Here is a 19,940-nt window from a genome sequence, read left to right as displayed (position 1 = left end):
TTAAATGATACACATAGTAACGAGTTTGCCAATAATTGGATGAAGTATATCCAATAGTATCTATCCCATCATAGCAATAAAAAATCCCGCACGATGGCGGGATTTTTTATTGTGTCTGTACTATTGGACTTACTTGCGGTCTTCAACCTTGACAAAGTCACGGCGCGTTTCACCAGTATATAACTGACGTGGACGACCGATCTTGTATGGGGCGCTGTGCATCTCTAACAAATGGCTGATCCAACCTGAAGTACGAGCCAGTGCAAAGATTACCGTAAACATTGATGTTGGGATACCGATGGCTTTTAAGATAATACCAGAGTAAAAATCAACGTTTGGATATAGGTTACGCTCGATGAAGAACGGGTCTTCTAGTGCAATTTTTTCGAGTGCCATTGCCAATTCAAGTTTAGGATCGTTGACACCAAGTGCTTCTAATACTTCATCACAAGTCTCTTTCATGACTTTCGCACGTGGATCGAAGTTTTTGTAGACACGGTGACCAAAGCCCATTAGCTTCACTTCACGGCTTTTCACTTTTTCCATAAATGCTGGCACGTTTTCAACCGTACCGATTTCATCAAGCATTTCTAGTACAGCTTCGTTGGCGCCGCCATGCGATGGACCCCAAAGAGCTGCGATACCAGCAGCGATACAGGCATAAGGGTTGGCACCCGTTGAGCCGGCTAGGCGCACAGTAGAAGTCGAGGCGTTTTGCTCGTGGTCTGCGTGCAAGGTGAAGATTTTGTCCATGGCGCGGGTGACGACGTCGTTTGGCTCATAGTCCACATCAGCAGGAGTCGCAAACATCATGTACAAGAAGTTCTCAGCGTAGCTAAAGTCGTTACGTGGATACATGAACGGTTCGCCCTGCGAGTATTTATAGCTCATCGCCGCAAGCGTAGGCATCTTAGCAATCAAACGAATAGCTGTGATTTCACGATGCTCTTCGTTACTGAGGTCTAGGTTGTCATGATAGAACGCTGATAACGCACCAACGACACCAACCATAATGGCCATTGGATGCGCGTCACGGCGGAAACCTTCAAAGAATTTACGCAATTGATCATGAACAGCCGTATGTTCACGAATTTTTTCAAAGAAATCTGCCTTTTGCTCAGCGTTAGGTAGCTCGCCATTTAGCAACGCATATGCCACTTCTAGATATTCAGCATGGTTTGCTAACTCGTCGATAGGGTAGCCGCGGTGTAATAATTCGCCTTTGCCACCATCGATATAAGTAATTTTTGATTCAACGGGAGCAGTTACTTTAAAACCAGGGTCATAAGACCAAAATCCTGATTCTTGCAAAGCAGCAACATCGATAACTGGGCGCCCTAAAGTACCTTCAATAATAGGAAGTTCGTATTCTTCACCATTCACGGTTAGTTTGGCATTAGTGTCAGCCATAAATTGCTCTCCATTGTTTTTGATTCGTTAGAATAAAATTACTACAGACGCATACCTCACGTCGTTATCTGTCAAACGGCAAAATCCGTTTCACTCATTTAATACGCAAGGTATATTAGCAGCAATTACTTGTGATTTGAAAAAACTTTTATTGACCGTGGGTCTAATTGGCACGGTCTAGCGGTGGTTGTTCGCTGTAATTTTTGTATCAAAATATGTCTGATTGGTTATTTTGCGCCAAACTTTCTGTTTATCAAACATGTTTACAACGTCAATATTGACGTTATATTTTGGGGTTTGTCGCAAAAACGCAGCAGGATTTTCGCAAAAAACGAGGCTACAAACAGACAGGGCATGAGCAGTAGACAAGTTAAGTGTCGAGCATAATTGTCAGAGGTAAGCGTTTTCCACATTCAGTATTGCATATATCTATTCGTTTGTTAATTAAGTGTGTGACTTTATTACTTTAGGGATAAATTTGTAATTATCGCCCAGTCATTTTATAATTGCAGGAATTGACTGGCACTAGCTTTGTGCGAATTGATAAGTGGTCATGATATAGTGTCGCCTAGAGCTTACTTTATACATGCTTATTTACGATTGTCTGGTATTTTGATAAACCAAACCGAATTCTATGGTTTAAATGTTCTTGTTAACTGCTCTATTTTTAGATGCTCAGCACCAGTATTTAGTGCTCAGTACAAGGTTTATTTTGATAGAGAAGACATATTAACGTTGTCTGGCTATTCATACGACCAATAAAAATAGACTGGTTAGTCGATCTTACTGATGTTTATTTTCTTTGTTGTATAATAGATAGGTTGTTTTGTAGGCCTGTCAGCTCGACAAGCGACACCAAACAGCTTATCAATACCTTATATACATGATTCTTTCTTCATATTTAGCACAAACTAAAAGAAGTCAGCTAGCTCTTCCTTACTTTATTCGTCTCGTGTGTTGCTCGATGCTCAACTGACACTATTTTTGTCAAGCGTTGATAGCAGATACAGGAGTATAACCGCAAAAAGGATGCCCGCTGTGAAAAGCAACCGACCTATTGATCTGCCTTTAAGCCAAGTGATTAGCGTTAATCGCTCACCGATCGCAATCGCCTCTATTTTGCATCGTATCTCTGGCATTATTTTATTCTTATTAATTCCTGTAATGCTGTGGCTATTACAGAACTCATTGGCGTCGCCTGAGAGTTTTGAGACCGTATTTGACAACGTACTTGTGCGCTTTTTAGCATGGATATTTGTTGCCGCCATCGCATATCACTTCGTGATGGGTATCAAACATTTATTTGCTGATATGGGCATGAACGAAGAGCTAAAATCTGGCCGCACTGCCTCTATGGTCAGTTTTGTAATTGCAGCGATTTTAGTTATCGCGTCATTTATATGGGTGATGTTCTAATGATTAAAAATGATTCAGGAATCAAAAGTGCTACTGGTCTGACAGGTTCAGGCTCACGCGATTGGATTATTCAGCGTATTAGTGCTGTTGTTTTAGCCGTTTATAGTGTGGTGTTGCTGGGCTTCTTTTTGACCCACGGCGATGTCACGTATCTTGAGTGGTCATCATTCATGACTAGCCTGCCAATGCGTTTATTCAGCTTAGTTGCTGTACTTGCATTAGCTGGCCATGCTTGGGTGGGAATGTGGACAGTATTTACTGACTATATTACGACAGGCAAACTGGGCTCAAGCGCAGCAGGTTTACGTTTAGTGCTACAGTCATTGATGATTATCGCTATTTTAGTATTTCTATTTTGGGGAATCATGATTTTTTGGGGTAACGGCTTTAGTGTCGTTGCTGTTTAATGATTGAGTGACCAGCTTTAGTATTGATATAAGCATCTATATATAACGGATGCGCGCAGCTGGTATGTCAGCTGATAGAGTAGTTTAAAAGTATCCGTTGATAGCCAAAAATAGTCATAGCATTGAACCAACAGCGCCCACTATTTAGATTGTCGCTGAATGAGCAACAAGGTTGAGCAGGTTTGGTTCAGTATAACGATAGATATGCAAATTAAGTGGTCAAAGACTGTTATATCCTCTTCTTTAATAAGTGCATGTAATGGCCAGATAAAAGCCCTTAAACCTGCAATAAGAAGATTTTAAAACACGCTTTTCATTTACTTATAAGCATTAATAGGCATTAGGAAAACCGTAATGGCAACTAGACAAGACAATACCATTAGTAATATTAAGACCCTAAACTACGATGCAGTTATCGTTGGTGGCGGTGGTTCAGGTATGCGCGCTTCATTGCACTTAGCGGAAGCGGGTATGAAGGTTGCAGTCCTGACCAAAGTATTCCCAACACGTTCGCACACGGTTGCTGCTCAGGGTGGCATCGGTGCAAGTTTGGGCAACATGAGTAACGACAACTGGCATTTCCATTTTTATGACACCGTAAAAGGGTCAGATTGGTTAGGTGACCAAGACGCTATCGAGTATATGTGCCGTGAAGCGCCAAAGGTAGTCTATGAGCTTGAGCACATGGGCATGCCGTTTGACCGTAACGAAGATGGTACGATTTATCAGCGTCCATTCGGCGGTCATACGTCAAACTATGGCGAAAAAGCGGTACAACGTGCGTGCGCTGCTGCTGACCGTACAGGTCACGCATTGCTACACACGCTGTATCAGAAAAACTTACAGCAAGGCACTGAGTTCTTTATCGAGTGGATTGCGCTTGATTTGATCAAAGACGAAGCGGGTAACATCAACGGTGTTATCGCTCTTGAGCAAGAGACAGGTACTGTTGCGGTATTCCAAGCACCAGTTACTGTTCTAGCAACAGGTGGTGCAGGTCGTATCTTTGCCGCCTCTACCAACGCTTATATCAACACTGGTGATGGTATTGGTATGGCAGTTCGCGCTGGTATCCCACTACAGGATATGGAGTTCTGGCAGTTCCATCCAACGGGCGTTCATGGTGCAGGTGTACTATTGACCGAAGGGTGCCGCGGCGAAGGTGCTATCTTGCGTAACAAGGATGGCGAAGCTTTCATGGAGCGTTATGCCCCAACCGTTAAAGATTTGGCACCACGTGATCTCGTATCGCGCTCTATGGACCAAGAAATTAAAGAAGGTCGTGGTTGTGGCCCTAATGCTGACCATATCGTCATGGACATGACCCATTTGGGTGTCGACACTATCATGAAGCGTCTACCGTCAGTATTTGAGATCGGTAAAAACTTCGCCAACGTTGACATTACTAAAGAACCTATTCCAGTTATCCCAACCATTCACTACATGATGGGTGGTATTCCAACCACTATCCATGGTCAGGTAATCGTGCCGGATCTAGAAGCGGGTACAGATGAAGACGGTTTATATGCTAATGGTAACGTCGTTAAAGGCCTATACGCTATTGGTGAGTGCGCTTGTGTGAGTGTACACGGTGCCAACCGTTTAGGTACCAACTCACTACTTGATTTGGTTGTGTTTGGTCGTGCTGCTGGTAAGCACATTGTTGATGAGTTCCATCAAAACGATCATAACTACAAACCACTTGATCCGCATGTACTTGACATCACGGTTGGTCGTTTAAACAAATTGCAGCAATCAACATCAGGCTACAATGCACAAGACGTGGCTGATGAGATTCGCGCCACCATGCAGAAACACGCCAGTGTATTCCGTACGCAAGCCATGATGGATGAAGGCGTTGAGAAAATTTTAGCGCTGGGTGAGAAAGTCGAACAAATCCATTTGGGTGATAAATCACAAGTCTTCAACACTGCTCGTATCGAAGCGTTTGAAGTGGCAAACCTATACGAAGTAGCAAAAGCGACGATGGTATCAGCCGCGAGTCGCCACGAAAGCCGCGGCGCGCATAGTGTCTCTGATTATGATCGTCCAGAAGATGATGACTATGCACCAAACGGCCGTAATGACCACGATTGGATGAAGCATACTTTATGGTATTCTGAAGGCAACCGTATCATTTACAAACCAGTTCGCAAAGTGCCACTGACTGTTGACTATATCGAACCAAAAGTTCGCGTCTATTAATCCTAGACTATGCGCTCGATATAAACAGAAAGCTTAAACGTTTTATCCCTTATTCATTTATTAAAAAGGTGACCGCCAGCTACATGCTCATAGGAGTGCTGCTAGGCTATTAATTGATATTCAATTATCAGTAGTGATTAATAGCCAGCACTCATATGTTGCAATCTTTGTATGCCCGCCATCACCTACGTGTGGAGTTTAGCATTATGAGCCGAGGTACTCGCACCATCGAAATCTATCGCTACGATCCTGATGTGGACGCAGCCCCACGCATGCAAACTTATACGATTGAATTACTTGATTCAGATCGTATGTTGCTTGACGTGTTATTACGCCTAAAGAAAGAAGATGAAACAATCACTTTCCGCCGCTCTTGCCGTGAAGGTATTTGTGGTTCTGATGGCATGAACATCAATGGTAAAAATGGTCTAGCATGTCTAATCAACATGAACACGCTACCAGAAAAAGTAACCGTTCGTCCGTTACCTGGTTTGCCAGTGGTTCGTGACTTGGTTGTTGATATGAACCAATTCTACGAGCAATACGAAAAGGTACATCCGTACTTGATTAATGATCAGCCAGCACCCCCAACTGAGCGTCTGCAGTCTCCTGCTGAGCGTGAAAAGTTAAATGGTCTGTATGAGTGTATTCTGTGTGCATGCTGCTCAACGAGCTGCCCATCTTTTTGGTGGAACCCTGATAAGTTCTTAGGTCCATCAGCATTGCTACATGCGTATCGCTTTGTGGCTGACAGCCGTGACGGTGACACGCAAGCACGTTTGGCGCGTTTAGACGATCCGTTCAGTTTATTCCGTTGCCGTGGCATCATGAACTGTGTGTCAGTTTGTCCAAAAGGCTTGAACCCAACCAAAGCAATCGGACATTTACGTAATATGTTGATTGATCAAGCTGGTTAATTGTTTTGATTATTATTGACTAACAAAAACACCACCTATTTATTAGGTGGTGTTTTTGTTAGTCAAAATCACTGATTATAGTAGTGTTAATTTTCTGATTACTATTGTTTAAAGTGGGCTTCTATTGGTAGCGATGAACAATCCTGCCGGATAGGTAGAACAAGAAGCCTAGTACACTGGTGAATAATAGGGCGTTAGTCTATCCGTAAATCCGTACGGGCGATACGTTGACCATATGTAAGAAGACATATTATATAAACAGTCAATCTATACAATCAGATACACGTAAAGTTTGTTATAATTACACCCTGAACTTGATCAAACATTGCAAAGTTTGTTTCCGATGCATTAAAAGTAGCATCTATAAGGGCTATTGCATTAATACAATAAAACGTTATGTATACAATAACGAGGCTTCTATAATTGATAATAGATATTCATTACGTAAATACTTAGTATTGAACAAACAAACTATATCGCAAAAAACGCTCATGATATTCTATACAGCAATGCATGTTTATCTGAAACAATAAGATTTGTTAGCAAATAGCGGATATTTCAGCGATAATAGCCAGTTTATAGGCTAGCTGAAATATTGACCATTTATTAATAATTTATCATTGATGAATTGGTTATGGCTAAAAGAAGTATATATAAATTAATGTTGTGAAACGAGCCAGATCAGAAAACTGAGTGTTCACAAATAAATTTATTTTTAACATAGGTGTTGCAATAAGACTTGTTATCACTATTTAGCATTACTTGCTCTTTTAGACAATGACAGCAATATTCTATAGTGACGGCAATACTTAGGGATAAAGGGTTTTATCGAACTGTATACAATGGGGTATGACGAATTGTCTAAACGCCTAGCATACAACGACTGACACCATAATAAGCACGATTCCATTCATTTATCTATCAAATAGACGATTATTATGAATAGTATAACCAAAGAAAAAGCGGACCAAGGACATACTGAACTGGCCGCCGATAATGCCAGCTATATAGAAGCTCTTTATGAGCAATACCTAACGGACCCTGATAGTGTTGACACAGATTGGCAAGCGTACTTCGAACAGTACAAATCGTCAAATGATGCCCAGCATAATGCTATTAAAGACCAATTTTTGTTACTTGCCCGCAATCAAACGGCGAACAAATCGAGTAACGAAAGTGCCGGTACAAGTAGTAGTAATTCAGACAACTGTACTGATCCAAAGCAAATGGGTGTACAGCAACTCATCTCCGCATACCGCCGCCGTGGTCACCGCCGCGCCAAGCTAGATCCATTGAACTTACATCCACGTGCAGAAGTGGAAGATCTGACCCTAGCTTATCACAACCTATCAGAAGCCGACCTTGATACTGTATTCCCAACCAATGATTTAGTGATCGGTAAAGATGAAGCACCATTACGTGAAATTATCGAGATCATGGAGCGTGTTTACTGCCGCCATATCGGTATTGAGTATATGCATGTGACCACCAGTACAGAAAAACGCTGGATGGAAGAGTATGTAGAAAGCAATCTAGGCTATATCAAGTTTGACAAAGAAAAGCGTTTGTCTATTCTTGAGCGTCTAACAGCGGCCGAAGGTCTAGAAAAATATTTGGCGCGTAAATATACAGGCGTTAAGCGTTTTGGTCTAGAAGGTGGTGAGAGTTTCATACCTGCAGTCAATGAAATCATCCAACGTGCTGGTGGCTATGGTACAAAAGAGATGGTCATTGGTATGGCTCACCGTGGACGTCTAAACGTGTTGGTCAATATTTTGGGCAAAAACCCTGCAGACTTATTTGATGAGTTTGACGGTAAAGTGCAGCCAGAGAAAGGCTCAGGAGACGTTAAGTATCACAATGGTTTTTCATCTAACGTGATGACCCCAGGTGGTGAAGCGCATTTAGCCTTAGCATTTAACCCATCGCATCTTGAAATCGTTGCACCAGTATTACAAGGCTCAGTACGTGCACGTCAAGTGCGCCGTAATGATCAGCCGTCATTAGATAATACTGGTGGCAACTCAGTATTACCTATCGTTATCCATGGTGATGCGGCTTTTGCTGGACAGGGTGTGGTTCAAGAAACCTTCCAAATGTCACAGACCCGTGCTTATACCACTGGCGGTACTGTACATATCGTTATCAATAACCAAGTTGGCTTTACCACTAGCCGTCAAGAAGATGTTCGTTCAACCGAATATTGTACTGATGTCGCAAAAATGGTACATGCACCAATCCTACACGTGAATGGTGATGATCCTGAATCAGTCGTTTTCGCGGCTCAATTAGCCTTAGACTATCGTCATCAGTTTGATAAAGACATCATTATTGACTTGTTCTGCTACCGTCGCAACGGTCATAACGAGGCAGATGAGCCTTCAGCCACTCAGCCATTGATGTATGCAGTTATTAAGAAGCTGCCAACGACACGTACCCTTTATGCACAAAAGCTCATCGCAGAAGGTATCTTAAATACTGAAGAAGAAAAACAGTATGAAGATAATTATCGTGAATCTTTAGACCGTGGCGATTACGTTGTCAGCTCACTGGTTCAAGAGCCTAACGAGCAGCTATTTGTAGACTGGAAGCCTTATCTAGGTCATGACTTGGTTGATGATTGGGATACCAGTGTTGATATCGAAAAGCTCAAAGGGTATGGACGCCGTATGGCTGAGATGCCAGAAGGCTACAAGCTACAGCGTCAGGTTCAAAAGGTTGTTGAGCAGCGTCTAGCCATGCAAACAGGCGAAGAGCCTCTCAACTGGGGTGCCGCTGAGACATTAGCCTATGCATCATTAGTTGATAACGATGATGTCTTGGTACGTATTACTGGTGAAGATGTCGGCCGTGGTACATTCTCACATCGTCATACTGAAATCTACAATGTTAATGATGGCAGCATGTATGTGCCACTTGCTCATTTGAGCGAGAAACAAGCACGTTTTGCTACTTATAACTCATTATTATCAGAAGAAGCTGTATTGGCCTTTGAATATGGCTATGCAACCACCGTACCGAATGCTTTGATCGTTTGGGAAGCGCAGTTTGGTGATTTCGTTAACGGTGCTCAAGTTGTCATTGATCAGTTCATCTCAAGCGGCGAGACCAAATGGCAACGCGTTTGTGGTTTGACCATGTTGTTACCACATGGCTTTGAAGGTCAAGGCCCTGAGCATTCATCTGCTCGCCTTGAGCGCTTCTTACAGCTATGTGCTGAAGACAATATGCAAGTCATCACACCAACGACGCCCGCGCAAATTTTCCATGCCTTACGTCGTCAGGCGATACGCCCAATTCGTAAGCCTTTGATCGTTATGTCACCAAAGAGCTTATTGCGTCATAAGCTAGCAACTTCTCATTTAGAAGAGCTTGCTAACGGTAAGTTCGAAACGGTATTGCCAGAGATGGACGATCACAACGCAGACAAAGTGACTCGTATGGTGCTATGCGGTGGTAAAGTATATTACGACTTGCTAGAGCAGCGTCGCGCATTGGGTCTTGATCATGTTGCGATCGTCCGTATCGAACAGCTATATCCGCTACCAGAGCAACGTTTGGTCGCTGAGATTGAAAAGTATAGCAATTTAACTGAGATTGTATGGACGCAAGAAGAGCCATTGAATCAGGGCGCTTGGTACTACTTAGCACCGCATATGTTCCGTATTGTTGTACCACATCCAACCAAAGCAAAAGTTATGGAGCCCGTGGCACGTCCTGCTAGTGCAGCACCTGCAACAGGATCACCAAAACTACATGCGCAGCAGCAGCAAGCACTGATTGCTGGTGGCCTTGGTGTAAGTGTTGATGAGTTAGCTCAATAATAGATTGTCTATTAAGACTATAGAAGATAAATGAATCAGGCGATGACAGTCAGTATGTTTTAATATTCTGCCAAATAGCATTATTAAAACGATACTGATTGCCTATCACGACTTAATAATAAGTATGAATATCCAAATCTAAGGAGTATATCGATGGCTGACATCAAAGCCCCCGTTTTTCCAGAATCGGTTGCCGATGGCACAATCGTTGAATGGCATGTCACTGAAGGTCAACAAGTTAGCCGTGACGACCTATTAGCTGAAATCGAAACTGATAAGGTGGTACTAGAAGTTGTGGCACCTGATGATGGTGTTGTGACCAAGATCGTCAAAGATGTTGACGATACTGTTCTGTCTGATGAGCTAATCGCACAATTTGAAGCAGGCGCAAGTGCTGGTGAAGCACCAGCGGTAGAGACAGATCAACCTGCTGCGCCAGTACAAGAAAAGCAAGCTGCAGATGGTGGCGAGCCAGTACAAGTCACTGACAAAAAAGATGAAGCAGAGCACAAAGATCAAAGCCCAGCCGTCCGTAAAGCGGCAAAAGAGTCAGGCGTTGATCCTAAAGATGTGGAAGGTAGCGGCCGCGGCGGTCGTGTCACCAAAACAGATATGGCTAACCCAACACTAAAATCAGACAGCAGCATCAAATCTGACAGCGGTCGTCCTGTAGCAGAATCAACGGGCGAGCGTACTGAAAAACGCGTACCGATGACTCGCTTGCGTAAGCGTGTTGCTGAGCGTCTATTATCAGCATCACAAGATACCGCGATGTTGACGACGTTTAACGAAGTGAACATGAAGCCATTGATGGACATGCGTGCTAAGTACAAAGAGAAGTTCGAAAAGCGTCATGGCGTACGTTTAGGCTTTATGTCGTTGTTTGTAAAAGCAGCGACAGAAGCACTGAAACGCTTCCCAGCAGTAAACGCTTCACTAGATGGCGATGACATTGTTTATCATGGTTTTTATGATATCGGTGTAGCCGTATCATCAGATCGTGGTCTGGTCGTTCCTGTACTGCGTGATACTGACCGTATGGGTATGGCGGACATCGAAGCCAAAATCCGTGAATACGGTAGCAAGGCGCAAGAAGGCAAGCTTGGTCTAGACGAGATGACGGGTGGTACATTCACTATCTCAAACGGCGGTGTATTTGGGTCATTGATGTCAACCCCTATCTTGAACCCACCGCAAACTGCCATCCTAGGTATGCATGCGATCAACGAGCGCCCAATGGCGGTCGACGGTAAAGTTGAAATCTTGCCAATGATGTATTTGGCGTTATCTTATGACCACCGTATGATCGATGGTAAAGAAGCGGTACAGTTCCTAGTAACTATCAAAGAGTTGGTCGAAGACCCAGCTATGTTGCTACTAGACTTGTAAGCTTCTAAGCTTGTATTGGCAACCGCTGATACAAGCTTTTTAGCTTTGGTGCAGATAATAGCTCTACCTGATAAGCAGCAACTGATTTGCTACTAAATATATTCAAAGAATTTAATAATGGTGACTGACGCTCAGTGATCGATAAGTGAGTCTTTCTCACGGACATAGCGTATTAGCTATCAAGTGTAGACAATGCTGAGCGTTTGGTAAATAAACCAGTTTAAATAACACATAAAATTAAAAATAGGAACGTACTATGAAAGATAATTATGATCTAGTCGTTATCGGCGGCGGACCTGGTGGTTACGAAGCGGCTATTCGTGCCGGTCAGTTGGGTATGAGCGTCGCTTGTATCGAAAAACGTGTTTACAAAGGCGAGCCAGCACTTGGCGGCACTTGCTTAAACGTTGGTTGTATTCCATCAAAAGCTTTACTTGATACCTCACATCGCTATGAGGCGACAAAAGACGAGCTCGACGAGCATGGCATCAGCACCGGTGATGTCGGCATCAACGTCGAGAAGATGATTGAGCGTAAAGAAGGTATCGTCAAGCAATTAACCGGCGGTGTTGCGGCACTACTCAAGGGCAATGGTGTTGACTGGCTACAAGGTTGGGGCACGTTAGTCGACGGTAAAGGCGATGACAAAAAAGTTAAATTTGTTGCGCTAGAGGATGATGCAGAAAGCACCATTACTGCCAAGAACGTTATCTTAGCCTCAGGTTCTGTGCCTATCGATATTCCAGTTGCCAAAGTCGATCACGAGCATATCGTCGACTCGACTGGCGCGCTTGATTTCACTGAGACGCCAAAGCGCTTGGGCGTGATTGGTGCAGGCGTTATCGGTCTTGAGCTTGGTTCAGTATGGCGTCGCTTGGGCGCGGAAGTCGTGGTTTATGAAGCGCTGCCTGAATTTTTAGCCGCTGCGGATAAAGATATCGCCAAAGAAGCTCGTAAGATGTTCAAAAAACAAGGCTTAGATATCCGCGTCGATACCAAAGTGACTAATGCAGAAGTCAAAGACGGTCAAGTCGTCGTCACTAGCGAAAACAAAGGCGAAGCCTCAGATGAGAGCTTTGATAAATTGATCGTTTGTGTCGGTCGCCGTGCTTACTCTGAGAAGCTACTTGGCGAGGACAGCGGTGTGACGCTAACCGAACGCGGCCTTATCGATGTCGATGATCAGTGCAAAACCAATCTAGATGGCGTCTATGCTATTGGCGATTTAGTACGTGGCCCGATGCTCGCGCATAAAGCGATGGAAGAGGGCATGATGGCGGTTGAGCGCATTCATGGCGAAAAAGCACAAGTCAACTATGACACTATTATCAACATTATCTATACCCATCCAGAAATCGCTTGGGTTGGTCTGACTGAAAAAGAAGCTGCGGATGCAGGCTATGAGGTCAAAACAGGCTCATTCAATCTAGCTGCTAACGGTCGCGCGCTGGCGCAAAGTGAAGCGCAAGGCTCAATCAAAGTCGTTGCCGATGCTAAGACCGATCGTTTACTCGGTATGCATGCTATCTTTGCTGGCGCGGGTGATATCGTCCATCAAGGCATGATCGCGATGGAATTTGTCTCTAGTATCGAAGATTTGCAGCTGATGACATTTGCGCATCCAACGATTTCAGAAGCAGTGCATGAAGCGGCGCTATCTGCAGATGGCCGTGCTATCCACGCTATCCAGCGCAAAAAGCGTAAGAAATAACTAGTTGCTCGTTTAATTATTATCGATTTACAACCTGATTGGGGTATCGCTATTTTGGTGATGCCACAATCATGAGTGCGTCAGACGTATGATTCATATGTATATGTGCGCACTTGATTTCACTTTTTATTAATTGTAAAAAATAAAGGATACAATCAATGAATTTACATGAGTATCAAGCAAAAGAGCTATTAAAAAGCTACGGATTGCCAATTCAAGAAGGCATCATCGCCCATAACGGCGACGAAGCTGCTGCAGCTTTTGATAAAACCCCAACGGATATCGCGGTAATCAAGGCGCAGGTACACGCTGGCGGCCGTGGTAAAGCGGGTGGCGTAAAACTGGTTAAAACTCGTGAAGAAGCCAAGCAAGTGGCTGAAGAGCTTATCGGCACGAACCTTGTTACTTATCAAACTGACGCAGAAGGTCAGCCAGTCAACTTTGTATTGGTTGCAGAAGATATGTATCCAGTACAAACTGAGCTATATCTTGGCGCTGTTGTTGATCGTGCAACTCGTCGTGTAACTTTCATGGCGTCTACCGAAGGCGGCGTAGATATCGAAGAAGTAGCACACAACACACCAGAAAAAATCTTCAAAGTACACGTTGATCCTTTAGTTGGTTTAATGCCTTTCCAAGCGCGTGACGTTGCGTTCAAACTTGGCCTTGAAGGCAAGCAAATCAATCAATTTGTTAAATTGATGACTGGCGCCTATAAGGCATTTGTTGAAAATGACTTTGCATTGATGGAAATCAACCCATTAGCCGTTCGTGAAAACGGCGAAATCGTTTGTGTTGATGGCAAAATTGGCATCGACTCAAACGCCCTATATCGTCTGCCAAAAATCGCAGCACTACAGGATAAAACTCAAGAAAACGAGCGTGAGCTTAAAGCCGCTGAGTTTGACCTAAACTATGTTGCTCTAGAAGGTAACATCGGTTGTATGGTTAACGGTGCTGGTCTTGCCATGGCGACCATGGACATCATCAAATTGTATGGCGGCAAGCCTGCTAACTTCTTGGACGTTGGCGGCGGCGCGACCAAAGATCGCGTTGTTGAAGCGTTCAAAATTATCCTTGAAGACAGCAGTGTTGAAGGCGTACTAATCAACATTTTCGGCGGCATCGTACGCTGTGACATGATTGCAGAAGCGATTATTGCTGCAGTAAAAGAAGTTGATGTACAAGTTCCTGTGGTCGTGCGTTTAGAAGGTAACAATGCTGAGAAAGGCGCACAAATCCTGAACGAATCAGGTCTAAAACTGATTTCAGCGCAAGGTCTGTCTGACGCTGCACAAAAAATTGTCGACGCTGTAAAAGCGTAATAGTCCCGATGTGATGGCAGCTTGCCCGTTATTGGCACTGCCGTCATAAGACAACCGAATACAAGGAAAACATAATGAGTGTATTAATTGATAAAGATACCAAAGTATTGGTACAAGGTTTTACTGGTAAAAACGGTACGTTCCATTCTGAACAAGCCATCGAATACGGCACCAAAGTGGTTGGCGGTGTTACGCCAGGTAAAGGCGGTCAAACGCACCTAGGTTTGCCAGTATTTAACACCATGAGCGAAGCGATGGAAGCGACCCAAGCAGACGCTTCTGTGATCTACGTACCAGCACCTTTCGTTCTTGACTCAATCATCGAAGCGGTTGACGCGGGCGTGAAGCTGATCGTGGTTATCACCGAAGGTGTACCAACCATCGATATGCTAAAAGCCAAACGCTACATCGAAGAAGCGGGCGACGTGCGTATGGTCGGTCCAAACTGCCCAGGCGTTATCACTCCAGGTCAGTGCAAAATCGGCATCATGCCAGGTCACATCCACTTGCCAGGTAAAGTGGGCGTTATCTCTCGCTCTGGTACACTAACGTACGAAGCAGTTGCGCAGACCACCAAGCTAGGCTTTGGTCAGTCAACTTGTATCGGTATCGGTGGTGACCCAATCCCAGGCATGAACCAAATCGATGCACTAAAACTGTTCCAAGAAGACCCACAAACCGAAGCGATCATCCTAATCGGTGAAATCGGTGGTACCGCTGAAGAAGAAGCCGCCGCTTACATCAAAGAAAACGTAACCAAGCCTGTTGTTGGCTACATCGCTGGTGTCACTGCACCTGCAGGTAAGCGTATGGGCCATGCTGGTGCTATTATCTCTGGTGGTCAAGGTACTGCTGAAGAGAAATTCAAAGCGTTTGAAGATGCTGGCATCGCGTACACACGTGACCCATCTAAACTTGGCGACAAGCTAAAAGAAGTTACTGGCTGGTAAGATAGACATTAGTCTATAGTGAAACTACTAAAACTATATTGAAATGTTAAGAAGACACCCCTACAATGGGGTGTTTTTTTATATCTGAAAATCCTATGAAAAGCGAGATATTGGCCATTACTTATAAAGATTGTATCAGTTCTCATAAACATGTTATTTTGAATGATATAGCTCGTAATTTTTGATTCAGGGTTCTTGAACTGATAATTTCTGTATATCTGCTGAGACGTTTGATATTAGCAAGGTACAAATCCAAATCGCTATAATATCTACTAAGTATTTGCTAAGTTAGCATTATTTTACCTAACCTACTTTCTTAAAACAGTCCTCTTATTATGAAAAAAATTACTCATGCTGTTATCCCTGTCGCAGGCTTTGGTACGCGTATGCTGCCATTGTCTAAATCTGTGCCAAAAGAATTGTTACCGCTTGGCAATCGCCCTGCCATTCATTATGTGGTCGAAGAGGCTATCGCTGCGGGTATCAAGCATATGGTCTTGGTCGGTCATGCACAAAAAAGCGCGATTGAAAACTACTTCGATATCAATGCTGAGCTAGATAATCAATTACGTCATAAAGGTAAAGATGAGGTGGCTGATAGTTTAAATTGGCTACCAGAGGATGTAACGGTATCAATAATACGTCAAGGTAAGGCCTTAGGTTTGGGGCATGCAGTACTAGCTGCGCGTCCTATCATTGGCGAACATGATTTTGCTGTATTGCTCCCTGATGTCGTTCTCGATCCGTTTACTACTGATATGGCTGCTGATAATTTGGCCTTTATGATTGATGCTTTTAGTCATGATGGCCATTCGCAAATATTGGTAAATGAAGTTGCTGACGAAGATGTGCACAAATACGGTATCGCCAAACTTATCGATACCAGTCATATAGATGAGATATCTGGCGGCGTTAATGCCAGCTTTGGCGTGGCAGGTTTTGTAGAAAAGCCAAGCTTAGCAGAAGCACCATCAAACCTAGCTGTCGTAGGGCGTTATGTTTTTAGCAATCATATTTTTGATTACCTCGCAAACACTAAAGCTTCAGTCGGTGGTGAGATTCAACTGACTGATGCTATCGATGCGCTTATTAACGAATATGGTGTGAATGTGACAACGATGCGCGGTGCCAGTTATGATGCCGGTGACATGCGCTCGTATATGCAAGCGTTTATCTATTTTGCCGAGCAGCAATTAGCAGATGAAAAATAGCGATGGATAAGATAAAGGACGATAAGAAGTATCATAGCGCTCGCCGTTCCAAATACTGGGAGCAGTTGCAAACGCTTGCGGCGCAGCCATGGTCGCTGGCAAGTTTATTTGCGCAAGATGACAGTCGTGCGACACGCTTTAGTGCGCAAGCTGGCGCGCTGTACATGGACTATAGCAAGCAGTGTATCGATGAGCGAGTTATGGATGCTTTATTGCGGCTAGCAGATAGCTGTGAGTTGTCCGCTCGAATTGATGCGTTGATGCAAGGGGCGATGGTCAACAATAGTGAAGAACGTGCGGCCCTACATACAGCACTACGTCTGCCTGAGAATGCAGAGCTACAAGTTGGTAAGCAAGATGTGGTTGCCGATGTACATCATAGTTTGGCGCAGGTAGCGAGATTATCCGAACGTGTCCGTAGTGGCACATGGCGAGGGTTCTCAGGTAAGGCCATCACTGATGTGGTTAATATTGGCGTTGGCGGCTCTGATCTTGGGCCTCTTATGGCGACCGCTGCGCTTGATGAATGGGCAGATACGGAAATCGGTGTACATTTCGTCTCTAATATGGACGGCACTCAGCTTGATAATTTGCTCAAACATTTAAACCCTGAAACCACTTTGTTTATTATATCCTCTAAATCCTTTGGCACAGTTGATACTTTATCTAATGCCAAAACCGCACTGTCTTGGTTACTTGCGACGGCGACGCTGCGCGCTGGTACTGAAGACAGTGTGTTGCGTCGGCACTTTATTGGAATATCAGCCAATAGTGAAAAGATGAGGGCTTGGGGGATACATCTTGAGCATCAATTAGAGCTTTGGGAGTGGGTTGGAGGCCGGTTTTCTTTGTGGTCAGCGATTGGGCTAGCCATTGCTATTCGTGTTGGTATGAATAGGTTTAGGGAGCTACTAAGTGGTGCTCACAGTATGGATGAGCATTTTGCACAGGCGCATTTTACAGATAACTTACCAGTATTGCTAGGGCTGCTAGCTGTATGGAACAGTACGTTTTTGAGGGTGAATGCCCATACCGTATTGCCTTATGATGGACGGTTGGGCTATCTGCCTAGCTACTTGACCCAGCTTGAAATGGAAAGTAATGGCAAGTCGGTCACTCAGCACGGCGACCATATTGATTATGATACTTGCCCAATTCTGTGGGGCGAGATTGGTTCAAACGCTCAGCATGCCTTTTATCAGCTACTGCATCAAGGCACGCAGCAAGTCTCCTGTGATTTTATCGCTTGTGTACGCCGTTATAGTGGCGAGGTGCAAAACGCCTCGTTGCAACAACAGCATGAGCTATCTTTAGCAAACTGCTTAGCGCAAAGTCGAGTCTTGGCATTTGGCAATGCTGCTGTCACAGAGGCATCGAATAGTGATGCAAAAACGGTATCCAGTGCAGATAAATACAAATATTACCGTGGTAATCAACCATCGACTACCTTGCTTATCGATGAGCTTACGCCTCATAGTTTGGGTGCGCTGGTTGCGCTCTACGAGCATAAAGTCTACGTGATGGCCAGTATTTGGGATATCAATCCGTTTGATCAATGGGGGGTTGAGATGGGCAAGCAAATGGCAGAGTCTGTGCATGACGCTATGCAGCAAGAGGCTCACAGCCAATTTGACACTTCTACCGACCAGTTATTACAGCATATCAAAAAACTGTCTTAGTAATACTGATCAATCAATAATGTAAAAAGGTACACTCATGGGGACTGCTACAAACGATCAATGTATGCCTTATAATGGATTTGCATCAAACCCATTGACCAGTTCCAATGTGTGTGTGCTGGTTGGCCATAGTATTGAAGCGATTACCAGTGCCGTGGTGCTGGCAAGTTTAGGTCAACGCGTTCATCTGTATGCAGATATAGATCTATTGGCTCAGCAGATACAGCAATATAGCTTTGAGCATCATCTGCAAGCGCTATGGCAAATGTATGTACAGCAGCGAGTTATTACAAGTCAAGCATTGCCAGATAGTGCAGAGACGTTAATACAATATTATGAAACGGCAAATCATGGTGACAGCCACGTCGTCAGTCAGAGCATTCATAGTGATGATCAAAATAAAGTGGCGCTTTACTGGTTGTTTTTAGACAGTATTAAGTCTGCGTGGACAGAAGATGGTTGGATTCGGGCTTTTAATCAAAGCCATCAGCAGGCATTACCTGTAATAATGAGCGGAATTAAGGAATTAGGCGCTGTATCAGCACTATCTGAGCGTCTACAGCGAGCGTGGGTCTATTATATACCGTTTGTTTTTTTGCAAGATGGTGATGCTTATAACTCCATGTTGAACCCTGCATTATGGTTGCTGGGTGAAAAAACAGCAGACAGCAACCAACATTTAGAGATGTTACAGCCGTTAATGCAGCATGCTCGCGCCGCTCATCATGCCGATATCGCAACGATAGAGTTTGCGCGTAGTAGTATCATGGCGATGCTCGCGACCCGGGTGAGCTTTATGAATGAGATGTCACGCTTGGCGGATAGCCAGCAGGTGGATATCAGTCAGGTGAGTCGTATTATGGGGTTGGATGAGCGCGTAGGCAGTAGCTATCTACAGGCAGGATGGGGGTTTGGCGGTAATACACTACCTACCGAGCTGGCTAAGTTACAGCAGTCGAGCAAAATGCATAGTTTAGACATGCCTCTTTTACAGTCTGTCGTGCATATTAATGAGGACCAAAAAGAGCTGATATTTCGCAAGTTTTGGCAGTATTTTGATGGTTTCATTGACAATAAAACCGTCATGATCTGGGGTGGCAGTTATAAAGCAGGCTCAGGCCGTACCGCAGGCTCAGCCATTCATCCATTGTTAGCATTACTGTGGTCTTATGGTATCCGTACACTGGTTTATAGTGATAAAGCACAGGGTGAGCTTGCTGCACTGTACGAACAACAACCATTGCTTGAATTGATTAGTAGTCCTTATCAGAGAATCAATGATGCTCAGGCCGTTTTTTTGATCAGCTGGTCGCCACGAGATCGATTGGATATTGATAAAATCAATCAGCAAGCCATGCCAGTATTTGATGCGCAAAATACATTTACTCGATCGCAAATTGAGCGCTTAGTAGGCGACTATGTGGGCATTGGCCGATCTAAATAATGTTATTGAAGTTCTTCATTATTAAAAAAGCTCGCTAATCATGATTAGCGAG

At 44.1% G+C, this 19,940-nt stretch carries 13 protein-coding genes; 12 read left to right on the top strand and 1 reads right to left on the bottom strand.

The annotated features are described in order from the left end of the window. Positions 1-129: 129 nt before the first annotated feature. Entirely contained in the window at positions 130-1,410 is a 1,281-nt protein-coding gene (gene gltA, locus B3V51_RS04155) for a citrate synthase (protein ID WP_071002573.1), read from the bottom strand. A 1,029-nt stretch (positions 1,411-2,439) separates the two neighbouring features. On the opposite strand from gltA, the gene sdhC reads away from it, so the two are divergent. From sdhC to B3V51_RS04095, 12 genes are all read left to right on the top strand, one after another. Then, complete coding sequence (sdhC, locus tag B3V51_RS04150; protein ID WP_286708037.1) at positions 2,440-2,826, top strand: succinate dehydrogenase, cytochrome b556 subunit; 387 nt, start codon at positions 2,440-2,442, stop codon at positions 2,824-2,826. A 20-nt stretch (positions 2,827-2,846) separates the two neighbouring features. Further along, complete coding sequence (sdhD, locus tag B3V51_RS04145) at positions 2,847-3,233, top strand: succinate dehydrogenase, hydrophobic membrane anchor protein (protein WP_227511562.1); 387 nt, start codon at positions 2,847-2,849, stop codon at positions 3,231-3,233. A 354-nt stretch (positions 3,234-3,587) separates the two neighbouring features. Next, positions 3,588-5,438 (top strand): succinate dehydrogenase flavoprotein subunit, encoded by a 1,851-nt coding sequence (sdhA, locus tag B3V51_RS04140; RefSeq protein WP_071002571.1) that lies wholly within the window; start codon positions 3,588-3,590, stop codon positions 5,436-5,438. A 206-nt stretch (positions 5,439-5,644) separates the two neighbouring features. Next, the gene (locus tag B3V51_RS04135) at positions 5,645-6,355 is read left to right on the top strand and encodes a succinate dehydrogenase iron-sulfur subunit (protein WP_058023969.1); all 711 of its coding nucleotides are present in this window, start codon (positions 5,645-5,647) and stop codon (positions 6,353-6,355) included. Between the two features lie 938 nt (positions 6,356-7,293). Continuing rightward, a complete protein-coding gene (locus B3V51_RS04130; protein WP_212564025.1) occupies positions 7,294-10,179 on the top strand; it encodes a 2-oxoglutarate dehydrogenase E1 component in 2,886 nt (961 codons plus the stop codon). Positions 10,180-10,332: 153 nt separating this feature from the next. Beyond that, entirely contained in the window at positions 10,333-11,568 is a 1,236-nt protein-coding gene (gene odhB / locus B3V51_RS04125) for a 2-oxoglutarate dehydrogenase complex dihydrolipoyllysine-residue succinyltransferase (protein ID WP_093069779.1), read from the top strand. A gap of 256 nt (positions 11,569-11,824) precedes the next feature. Then, positions 11,825-13,279: a dihydrolipoyl dehydrogenase gene (gene lpdA / locus B3V51_RS04120; protein WP_186475284.1), complete on the top strand. Its 1,455-nt coding sequence runs from the start codon at positions 11,825-11,827 to the stop codon at positions 13,277-13,279. Between the two features lie 158 nt (positions 13,280-13,437). Then, positions 13,438-14,604, top strand: a complete 1,167-nt coding sequence (sucC, locus tag B3V51_RS04115) for an ADP-forming succinate--CoA ligase subunit beta (RefSeq protein WP_186475283.1) — start codon at positions 13,438-13,440, stop codon at positions 14,602-14,604. Positions 14,605-14,678: 74 nt separating this feature from the next. Then, the gene (gene sucD / locus B3V51_RS04110) at positions 14,679-15,554 is read left to right on the top strand and encodes a succinate--CoA ligase subunit alpha (RefSeq protein WP_093069786.1); all 876 of its coding nucleotides are present in this window, start codon (positions 14,679-14,681) and stop codon (positions 15,552-15,554) included. Between the two features lie 335 nt (positions 15,555-15,889). Then, a complete protein-coding gene (locus B3V51_RS04105; protein ID WP_093069789.1) occupies positions 15,890-16,765 on the top strand; it encodes a UTP--glucose-1-phosphate uridylyltransferase in 876 nt (291 codons plus the stop codon). Positions 16,766-16,767: 2 nt separating this feature from the next. After that, positions 16,768-18,444, top strand: a complete 1,677-nt coding sequence (gene pgi, locus B3V51_RS04100; RefSeq protein WP_093069791.1) for a glucose-6-phosphate isomerase — start codon at positions 16,768-16,770, stop codon at positions 18,442-18,444. A 37-nt stretch (positions 18,445-18,481) separates the two neighbouring features. After that, complete coding sequence (locus B3V51_RS04095) at positions 18,482-19,888, top strand: UDP-glucose/GDP-mannose dehydrogenase family protein (RefSeq protein ID WP_286708036.1); 1,407 nt, start codon at positions 18,482-18,484, stop codon at positions 19,886-19,888. Positions 19,889-19,940: the final 52 nt, after the last annotated feature.

This window comes from Psychrobacter sp. UBA2514, from assembly GCF_002341255.1.
GTDB classification, from domain to species: Bacteria; Pseudomonadota; Gammaproteobacteria; order Pseudomonadales; family Moraxellaceae; genus Psychrobacter; species Psychrobacter pacificensis.
The sequence above is the reverse complement of the archived record's forward strand: the minus strand, read 5'-3'. Positions and strand labels throughout refer to the sequence as shown.

Bases quoted from the DNA above. Each gene is read 5' to 3' on its own strand.
- pgi (WP_093069791.1), top strand. From the start codon at position 16,768: ATGGATAAGATAAAGGACGATAAGAAGTATCATAGCGCTCGCCGTTCC.
- odhB (WP_093069779.1), top strand. From the start codon at position 10,333: ATGGCTGACATCAAAGCCCCCGTTTTTCCAGAATCGGTTGCCGATGGC.
- sdhA (WP_071002571.1), top strand. From the start codon at position 3,588: ATGGCAACTAGACAAGACAATACCATTAGTAATATTAAGACCCTAAAC.
- B3V51_RS04105 (WP_093069789.1), top strand. From the start codon at position 15,890: ATGAAAAAAATTACTCATGCTGTTATCCCTGTCGCAGGCTTTGGTACG.
- sdhC (WP_286708037.1), top strand. From the start codon at position 2,440: ATGCCCGCTGTGAAAAGCAACCGACCTATTGATCTGCCTTTAAGCCAA.
- B3V51_RS04135 (WP_058023969.1), top strand. From the start codon at position 5,645: ATGAGCCGAGGTACTCGCACCATCGAAATCTATCGCTACGATCCTGAT.
- sucC (WP_186475283.1), top strand. From the start codon at position 13,438: ATGAATTTACATGAGTATCAAGCAAAAGAGCTATTAAAAAGCTACGGA.
- sucD (WP_093069786.1), top strand. From the start codon at position 14,679: ATGAGTGTATTAATTGATAAAGATACCAAAGTATTGGTACAAGGTTTT.
- lpdA (WP_186475284.1), top strand. From the start codon at position 11,825: ATGAAAGATAATTATGATCTAGTCGTTATCGGCGGCGGACCTGGTGGT.
- B3V51_RS04130 (WP_212564025.1), top strand. From the start codon at position 7,294: ATGAATAGTATAACCAAAGAAAAAGCGGACCAAGGACATACTGAACTG.
- B3V51_RS04095 (WP_286708036.1), top strand. From the start codon at position 18,482: ATGGGGACTGCTACAAACGATCAATGTATGCCTTATAATGGATTTGCA.
- gltA (WP_071002573.1), bottom strand. From the start codon at position 1,410: ATGGCTGACACTAATGCCAAACTAACCGTGAATGGTGAAGAATACGAA.